This window comes from Bacillus sp. FG16, assembly GCF_057809515.1.
This window is the reverse complement of record NZ_JBMDKC010000061.1, coordinates 26194-34248: the sequence shown is the minus strand read 5'-3', so window position 1 is coordinate 34248 and position 8055 is coordinate 26194. Positions and strand designations below refer to the sequence as shown.

8 protein-coding genes and 2 pseudogenes are annotated in these 8055 nt (G+C 35.0%); 7 read left to right on the top strand and 3 right to left on the bottom strand.

Features of this window, described 5'->3' with window-relative positions; genetic code table 11:
• Positions 1-48 precede the first annotated feature (48 nt).
• Positions 49-1350, bottom strand: a pseudogene (locus ACODS7_RS20640) (glycoside hydrolase family 18 protein); the annotation flags it as partial.
• Between the two features lie 371 nt (positions 1351-1721).
• On the opposite strand from ACODS7_RS20640, the gene ACODS7_RS20635 reads away from it, so the two are divergent.
• From ACODS7_RS20635 to ACODS7_RS20605, 7 genes are all read left to right on the top strand, one after another.
• Positions 1722-2093: a DnaJ family domain-containing protein gene (locus ACODS7_RS20635; RefSeq protein WP_029441510.1), complete on the top strand. Its 372-nt coding sequence runs from the start codon at positions 1722-1724 to the stop codon at positions 2091-2093.
• 10 nt (positions 2094-2103) lie between these two features.
• Positions 2104-2418 (top strand): thioredoxin family protein, encoded by a 315-nt coding sequence (locus tag ACODS7_RS20630; RefSeq protein WP_029441511.1) that lies wholly within the window; start codon positions 2104-2106, stop codon positions 2416-2418.
• A gap of 13 nt (positions 2419-2431) precedes the next feature.
• Positions 2432-2680: a hypothetical protein gene (locus ACODS7_RS20625; protein ID WP_016083664.1), complete on the top strand. Its 249-nt coding sequence runs from the start codon at positions 2432-2434 to the stop codon at positions 2678-2680.
• A 125-nt stretch (positions 2681-2805) separates the two neighbouring features.
• The gene (locus tag ACODS7_RS20620) at positions 2806-2949 is read left to right on the top strand and encodes a hypothetical protein (protein WP_000817985.1); all 144 of its coding nucleotides are present in this window, start codon (positions 2806-2808) and stop codon (positions 2947-2949) included.
• Positions 2950-3029: 80 nt separating this feature from the next.
• Positions 3030-3611, top strand: coding sequence for a TetR/AcrR family transcriptional regulator (locus ACODS7_RS20615; protein ID WP_048564643.1), 582 nt, complete (start codon positions 3030-3032; stop codon positions 3609-3611).
• Between the two features lie 66 nt (positions 3612-3677).
• Positions 3678-4910 (top strand): MFS transporter, encoded by a 1233-nt coding sequence (locus tag ACODS7_RS20610; protein WP_048564644.1) that lies wholly within the window; start codon positions 3678-3680, stop codon positions 4908-4910.
• Positions 4911-4964: 54 nt separating this feature from the next.
• The gene (locus ACODS7_RS20605; RefSeq protein ID WP_002023181.1) at positions 4965-5216 is read left to right on the top strand and encodes a helix-turn-helix transcriptional regulator; all 252 of its coding nucleotides are present in this window, start codon (positions 4965-4967) and stop codon (positions 5214-5216) included.
• 69 nt (positions 5217-5285) lie between these two features.
• Here ACODS7_RS20605 and ACODS7_RS20600 read toward each other — a convergent pair.
• Both ACODS7_RS20600 and ACODS7_RS20595 read right to left on the bottom strand, forming a co-directional pair.
• A pseudogene (locus tag ACODS7_RS20600) lies at positions 5286-6568 on the bottom strand (MFS transporter).
• 108 nt (positions 6569-6676) lie between these two features.
• Positions 6677-7990 (bottom strand): alkaline phosphatase family protein, encoded by a 1314-nt coding sequence (locus ACODS7_RS20595; RefSeq protein WP_043937725.1) that lies wholly within the window; start codon positions 7988-7990, stop codon positions 6677-6679.
• Positions 7991-8055: the final 65 nt, after the last annotated feature.

The window sequence follows — 8055 nt, the reverse complement described above, 5'->3', positions numbered from 1 at the left end:
GCTTCAAAGGTTAGGAACTGAACAATTGTTAAAATATTAAACGTAACTTATATAGTCTGTTTTATATTTCATAGATTCATTGTCATCGTAGCTAATAAATGTGCCTGTAGTCGCATTATATAAGTAAGGGACTTTAGCTGTGTCATTCCAGTAGCGTACAAAACCATTTTTATTAACGTAATTGGCTGCTAAATCACCGTAATCATACACACCTGTGTCACCGGTAGAATAATCATCCCAAGTACCTTTAGAAGCAAGTTTCCCATCACTACCTGGTTTGCAAGGTTGATATTGTCCGTTATTTTCTTTTCCACAACTTTTCCAGCCACGTCCGTAAAAGGGTACGCCTAATACTAGTTTATCGACTGGAACACCTTCATTTGTATAAACATTTATAGCGCCATCTACGTAAAAATTCGTATTTGCTGCTGGGTCATTTGGATCCTTATATAGAGCTGCATTATGATTAGAAGTAGCTTCCCATCCGCCGTGGAAATCATATGTCATAATATTAATCCAATCGAGTATTTGAGAAATTTTCTTTAGCTCTGTATGATCAGCGTAGCGTTGGCTTGCACCTGAAGCGATTGTTAGTAAATATTGTTTGCCATCTTCAGTACCTGCTTTATTCAAAGCATTTCGGACGTCTTGAAGAAGAAGAGTGAAATTTTGTTTATCTTCAGGACGACAACTACCACCAGGAATCGTTTCAACGCCCGGATATTCCCAGTCTAAATCTACGCCATCAAACCCATATGCGCGAAGAAAAGCTACTGTAGATTCAGCAAATACTTTTCTTGTTTTTTCATCAGCGGCCATATCAGAAAAGCGGTTAGACCAAGTCCAGCCACCAACGGAAATAATTGTTTTTAAGTGAGGATATTTAGCTTTTAATCGTTTTAGTTCTCCGAAATTTCCGCAACGGGCATATTTATCGCAATCTTCCCAAGTTGTCCCTGAGCCAGGATACGATTTGGTAACATCAGCCCATGGTTCCCCGAGTACGAGAGTACCATTAGGAACCTCTTTATTTTGCAATGGTACACCAGATTCTTTACAGTTCCACGTTTGTTTATTTGGATTATCAGGATGAGTAGAAGGGTTTCCATGTTTTCCATTCCAACAAATATCCGCGAAAGCATAGTTAAGGTGAGTAAGTTTTGATGCATCAATGTCAGCAACTTGATAATTACGTCCGTAAACGCCCCACGAAGGAAAGTACCCAACAATTTTTTGACTTTGCTTTGGTGAATCTGCTAATGCGAGATTTGGAGTAATAAAATTTGTGAGAAAAAGAGGTAAGAAAAGTAGTAGAGATAGTAATAGCAGTGTAAATTTTTGAGACCTCATAGCCATTTCTCCTTTCAAAATAAAAGATATATTTAAAGGCATACGCCAATAAATCAAAATGAATCTAGACGTATGAAACGTCTAGATAAAATGATCAGACATCACGAAGTCTATACAAGGGAACTGGGGGTGATTAAATCGTAACAAATGTAAGATTTAGTGTAAACGCTTTATTCAGTTGTAAAAGACTTTCTCAATACAAAAAGGCTTGAATACAAACTATATATGAAAACGAAAGATCGGTATGGGAGGAAATAGCTCATTATAAATAAATTTGAGAAAAAATTGTATGGAGCCAATTATTAAAGACGTAGAAAGATAAGGAAATATCATGTAAAATAATAGTAAAAATATGTAAAGGAGGGAATGGTGTGGATGTGTTTTTGAACATTGCTGAAGAAAAAATTCGAAAAGCAATACGGAATGGTGATCTTGATTATCTTCCGGGAAAAGGAAAACCACTACAATTAGAAGATTTTTCAATGGTACCTCCAGAACTTAGAATGAGCTATAAAATTTTAAAAAATGCGGGAATGATTCCACCAGAAATGGAACTACAAAAAGATATATTAAAAATAGAGGATCTAATTGCTTGCTGTTATGATGAAGAAGAGAGAAAGAAATTAAGAGAAGAGTTAACAGTAAAAACGCTTCGTTTTCAGCAGGTAATGGAAAAGAGAAAGATTAAAGATAGTTCAGCTTTTCGTATGTATCAAGACAAAGTATTTCGTAAATTACGCTAAGAGGGATAAGATGACTACATTTAAAACGATAGAAGAATTAGCGACCTATATCGAAGAACAACAATTGGTACTTCTGTTTATTAAAACGGAAAATTGTGGTGTTTGTGATGTTATGGTAAGAAAAGTAAATTGCGTATTAGAGAATTATGATTACGTAGAGAAAATAGAGATATTACTACAAGACATGCAAGAGATTGCGGGGCGATATGCCGTATTTACAGGACCGACAATTTTATTATTTTATAATGGAAAAGAGATCCTTCGAGAATCGCGCTTCATTTCACTTGAAAATCTAGAGAGAACCATTCAATTATTCGAGGAATAAGGGAGGCTTTTATATGGAATTTATTATTGTCATACTATTATTTGTTGTAGTTGGAATAATCGTAACAGCAGTTCGATCGAACAAAAAGAAGGTAAATCTTACAAAACAAAATAACATTCATAATTCATCTAACAGCTCATCACCATTATTTTTCTTTGCTGGATCTGATAATGATAGCTCGCATGATGGTGGTTCACATGATTGTGGAGGGTCTTTTGGGGGAGATAGCGGAGGAAGCTGCGGTGGCGGCGGTGGTGATTGATGAAAATGCGCCTTATATAGGCGTATTTCTTTTTAAACAAACGTTTGATTAGTCGGCTTACATATGCATAAACACAGTTAAACAAACGTTTGATTAATATTTTTAACATACTAAGGGGAATGGAAATGAAAAGGGAACCGAAAGTGAAAAATAAGGGGAAAGTAGTGTTGTTTTTATTAGCTGCGGGAGGTGTAATTCTTGTTAAATTAGCATTTAAATTTGGAACAATACATATGATTCGAACTTGGTTTGAAAGTACGTTTTCTTAAATAAGGAATATAGCCTCTTGCGATAGAGGTTTTTGATTTGTTATCATTAGACTGAACGGTCGGTTTAAAGAGGTGTGAATATGAGAAGACGCGCAGAAGAGATAAAGAAAGAAATTGCATATAAAGCAGAAAGTCTATTTTCACAGAAGGGCTATGCAGCTACATCTATGGAAGAGATTTGTGAAATTACAGAGCGAAGTAAAGGAAGCATTTATTATCACTTTAAAAGTAAAGAAGAATTATTTTTATTTGTAGTGAAACAGCATACGTATGATTGGGTTGAAAAATGGAATGAAAAAGAGAAGTTGTATAGTACTAGTACTGAAAAACTATATGGTCTCGCGGAATATCATGTAGAGGACATACAGCAACCAATTTCAAATGCAATAGAGGAATTCTCTATGAGCCAAGTTGTAAGTAAAGAGATTCTGGATGAACTGTTAGCTTTAACTAGAGAATCATATGTTATGTTTGAGAAATTAATTGAAGCAGGTATACAGTCTGGAGAGTTCCGTGAAGATAATGCTCGTGATCTTATGTATATTGTGAACGGATTATTATCAGGGCTTGGAGTACTTTACTACGAGTTAGATTATAAAGAGCTGAAACGTATTTATAAAAAGGCAATAGATGTATTGTTAAAAGGAATGGCAGCTGAATAATAAGTCAGTTGCTTTTCTTACAAAATAAATTAGACCGAACGGTCGGTTTATGGAAGGAGAATGAAAGTGAAAGCTTTATTTAAAAACCGAGCATTTATGCTCGTTATGGCATCTGATATTTTACAACAATTTGCAATTTGGATTAGAAATATGGCTCTTTTATATTTCATAATGGAGCGGACAAATAATGATCCAGTTTCAGTGTCTCTATTATCTGTCATGGAGTATGCACCTATCTTTATTTTCTCGTTCATTGGTGGTGCATTAGCAGATCGTTGGAATCCGAAAAGAACAATGGTTGCTGGAGATGTGTTAAGTGTACTGTCTATTATAGGAATTGTCGTATTGTTAAAATTTGATTATTGGCAGGCTATATTTTTTGCAACACTCATTTCCGCGATTGTAGGGCAGTTTTCTCAGCCGTCATCGTCGCGTATATTTAAGCGCTATGTAAAGGAAGAAGAGGTAGCAAATGCGATTGCATTTAATCAAACATTACAGTCCTTATTTATGATTTTTGGGCCAGTTGTAGGATCAATTGTGTATACACAACTTGGCTTATTTACATCACTATATAGCTTAATCATTCTATTTTTGTTATCGGCTATCATCCTTTCATTTTTACCAAAATGGGTTGAACAAGAGCAAGTGGCAAGAGATTCATTAAAAAATGATATAAAAGAAGGATGGAAATACGTTCTTCACACGAAAAATTTACGTATGATTACGATCACTTTTACAATTATGGGTTTAGCTGTTGGATTAACGAATCCATTAGAAGTATTCCTTGTAATTGAACGTTTAGGCATGGAAAAAGAAGCTGTTCAATATTTAGCGGCAGCTGACGGAATAGGTATGTTAATCGGTGGTATTGTTGCTGCAGTTTTCGCTTCAAAAGTGAATCCGAAAAAGATGTTTGTATTCGGTATGAGTATATTAGCGATGTCATTTTTAGTAGAAGGGCTATCTACATCATTTTGGATTACTAGTTTCATGAGATTTGGAACAGGTATTTGTTTAGCTTGTGTTAATATCGTTGTCGGTACGCTTATGATTCAACTTGTACCAGAAAATATGGTTGGAAGAGTAAATGGGACGATTTTACCACTGTTTATGGGGGCAATGTTAATTGGAACTTCACTAGCTGGAGGATTAAAGGAACTAACTTCACTAGTTACTGTGTTTTGTATAGCGATGGCACTTATTTTATTAGCGATAGGGCCAGTTCTACGTATGCAAATAAAGAAAGAAGCTGTCGCTAATAAAGAGGAACTAACAAATTCGTTAGCTTCGAAATAACTATTTTAAGGGAGCAAAATTGCTCTCTTTTTTTGAGGAACTTTTGACAACTATATGAGCCAATTATATACTGATGTTGTAAAAACGATTTTACAAGTTAGGAGCAATGGTGTGAAAAATCAAATCTATGAATTACGCACTGAAAATAATATTTCACAAGGCGCATTAGCTGATAAATGCAAGGTTTCTAGACAAACGATAAATGCAATTGAGAATAATAAATATGATCCAAGCTTAGCGTTAGCATTCCGTTTAGCTGAAGTATTAGGAACAACTGTTGATAAATTATTTTTGTACAAGCAGTAGAGTCGTTCATTATAAGGCGCACCGTTAAAAATAAAAAAGATCCTCTTCTTATGAGAAGAGGATCTTTTCTTATAGCGTTTTAGTCTTTGGACTAGGTGGTGTAACGGATGTATTATTTTCTGGAACTCTAGTGAGTAAGAATCCACCGATAATAAACAATACAATAATACTAAGAACACCAGCGTTTGTTTTTCCTGTTAATTGCGTTGTAACACCGACTAATACCGGGCCCATAATTGCGGCGAACTTACCAAAGATATTATAAAATCCGAAGAACTCATTAGCAGATTCTTTTGGTACTAGTTTTGCAAAGTATGAACGACTTAGTGCTTGAATACCACCTTGAGATGTAGCAACTAACATTGCTAAAATCCAAAAATCAAGTGTCGTTTTTAAGAAATAAGCATATGTGCAAATAATGATATAAATAATGATACCGACATATAACATTTTTTACCAGTAAATGTTTCAGATAGTTTTCCATATAGTAACGCAAATGGACAAGCGACAATTTGTGTTACAAATAATATGATTAATAGATTCGTTGCACTAATACCGAGATCGGTTCCGTAAGCTGTAGACATAGTAATAATTGTATCGACTCCGTCAATATAGAAAAAGTAAGCAATTAGAAACATAAATACAGTTTTATATTCTTTAATATTTTTAAAAGTATCAGCAAGACGTTTGAAGCTCATTTTAATAGGTCTTGGATGACGCTCAATATAGTGTGTTTGCTCTACGTTTTTAAGCATTGGAATTGTAAATAACCCCCACCAAAGAGCAGTTATCGCGAATGAAATTTGACTAGCAATGCCAACTGATAAAGGGATAGTTCCTTTTTGAGCAAGAATAATAAGAGCGATACAACCGATAAAAGGAATAGTACTCCCAATATAGCCTAAAGCGAAACCTCTTGTAGAAATTCGATCCATTCTATCTTCAGAAGTGACATCTACTAAAAATGCATCATAAAAAATGTTTGCCCCAGCAAAACCAACTAATGCGAGCATATAGCATCCTAATAATAAGTACCATTGAGATGTTGGAACGACTGCTAACATACTTGTAAATACGATACCAAGTCCAAAGAAGAATGTGAAAAATCGTTTTTTAAATCCTTTATAATCAGCAACTGTGCCGAGAATAGGAGCAAGTATAGAAATTAAAAGTGTAGCGAACGAGTTTGCATATCCCCAATATGCTGTTGAAGTTGCACCAGATAGCCCGGCTTCTTTTGCAGTTGCTTTAAAGTAAATTGGAAATAATGCAGTTGTAATGACGAGCGAATATACCGAGTTCGCCCAATCGTATAATATCCAGCTTTTTTCTTGTCTGGACATTTTTTTCATATAGTGTTCCCCCTTAAATTTGTTCTACTAACAGTGTACAAAAATAAAAATTATAAAAAGAGAAACAGTGATGATTTTTACAGAACTTTTACATATATACACAGTTCTTTACAATTGGAGTAAATCCTCTACAATTGATCCGTCTGTTTCGCCTAAGTGTAAACCGAGTAGTCTAGCGATAGTTGGACCTTCATCAATAAGTCTCATATACGGGACGGTAACGCCGGTTTTTATTCCTTTTCCAGCAGCGATAAAAATTGTTTCATAGTTAGGTTTTGTTGGAGAGTATCCATGCGTACCAAATGTATATTTTTTACTAGGCGTAACATCTTTTTCAGTAATTTCTTTTATAAAATCTCCTGTATAGTTTTCAGTGAAATAATACCCCTCTTGCGCTTCTAACATAAATAAACAATTACCATCTGCACCGCAGTCTTTCGCAGCTTCATCATGAAGTATAAATTCAATTCCATTCTGTTTATTTTGCAGCAGTTCTTCAAGGAGTAGTTGTACTTCTCGAATTGTATCCGTATCATTTTTGTCTTTCACATATATATAGGCAGACCCGTCGCAACTTTGACAATAGGCCTTCCAATCTACTAATAGCCCTTTTTTATTTATAGATACGAGGCCTTTTTGTTGGAATAGCACATTTAATTGAATTGCTTTGTTTTCACTTAAAGCGCTATGGTCACCAAGAGCGATAATTGTACTCTCTTCGTATAGGTCACTGTCTTTTAAAGTTTGAATAATTTTCCCTAGCCGCTCATCATGTCTATGAATTGCAGCTATTGTTTCGTTAGATTCAAAGCCATGATAATGTCTTTGCGTGTCTAAATCAGTGAAATGTACGAACATAACATTAGGCTTTTTCGTCTGAATGGTGTGTACAGCAGAGGCGAGGACGAAATCATCCAGCTCTGGTTGTGATAAACCATTTCTTATATGGCCGAAACGACGATTTAAATCTAATTGGTATAGTGGGCTACCGCTAAATAAGGAAACTAACACTTGATTTTGCCACGGTCTATTGGGGAAAATTTCTGGTAAATTGTAATCAATGTTTGCTCTCCCAGTAACAGGCCATAGAAGGGCAGCTGTCGTTAAATTTGCTTTACGCGCTTCATCATACAATGTTGTTCCTTTTATCGATTTTCGGTACCAATGCCAATCAGGTGATTCACGTCCTGGTTGAAGTAACGTATTACTAACAACACCGTGCTTGTTAGGGTAATTACCGGTTACGATTGTTGAGTGGCTTGGATATGTTACAGAAGGATAAATTGGTTCTACTTTTTCGACAACCGTGCCCTTTTTTATTAGAGATTGGAAATGAGGTAGTTTTTGTAGTATAGGAAAATCTAAAGCTGATAAACAGTCGAATGATAAAATAATGACACGATTCGTTAATGCTTTATCCATAAAGTAATCCTCCTAATTATATAAAACCTATTCTTATATATTACTATTAATACCTAGTAATAAAA

Bases quoted from the DNA above. Each gene is read 5' to 3' on its own strand.
- ACODS7_RS20630 (WP_029441511.1), top strand. From the start codon at position 2,104: ATGACTACATTTAAAACGATAGAAGAATTAGCGACCTATATCGAAGAA.
- ACODS7_RS20620 (WP_000817985.1), top strand. From the start codon at position 2,806: ATGAAAAGGGAACCGAAAGTGAAAAATAAGGGGAAAGTAGTGTTGTTT.
- ACODS7_RS20625 (WP_016083664.1), top strand. From the start codon at position 2,432: ATGGAATTTATTATTGTCATACTATTATTTGTTGTAGTTGGAATAATC.
- ACODS7_RS20605 (WP_002023181.1), top strand. From the start codon at position 4,965: ATGAGCCAATTATATACTGATGTTGTAAAAACGATTTTACAAGTTAGG.
- ACODS7_RS20615 (WP_048564643.1), top strand. From the start codon at position 3,030: ATGAGAAGACGCGCAGAAGAGATAAAGAAAGAAATTGCATATAAAGCA.
- ACODS7_RS20595 (WP_043937725.1), bottom strand. From the start codon at position 7,990: ATGGATAAAGCATTAACGAATCGTGTCATTATTTTATCATTCGACTGT.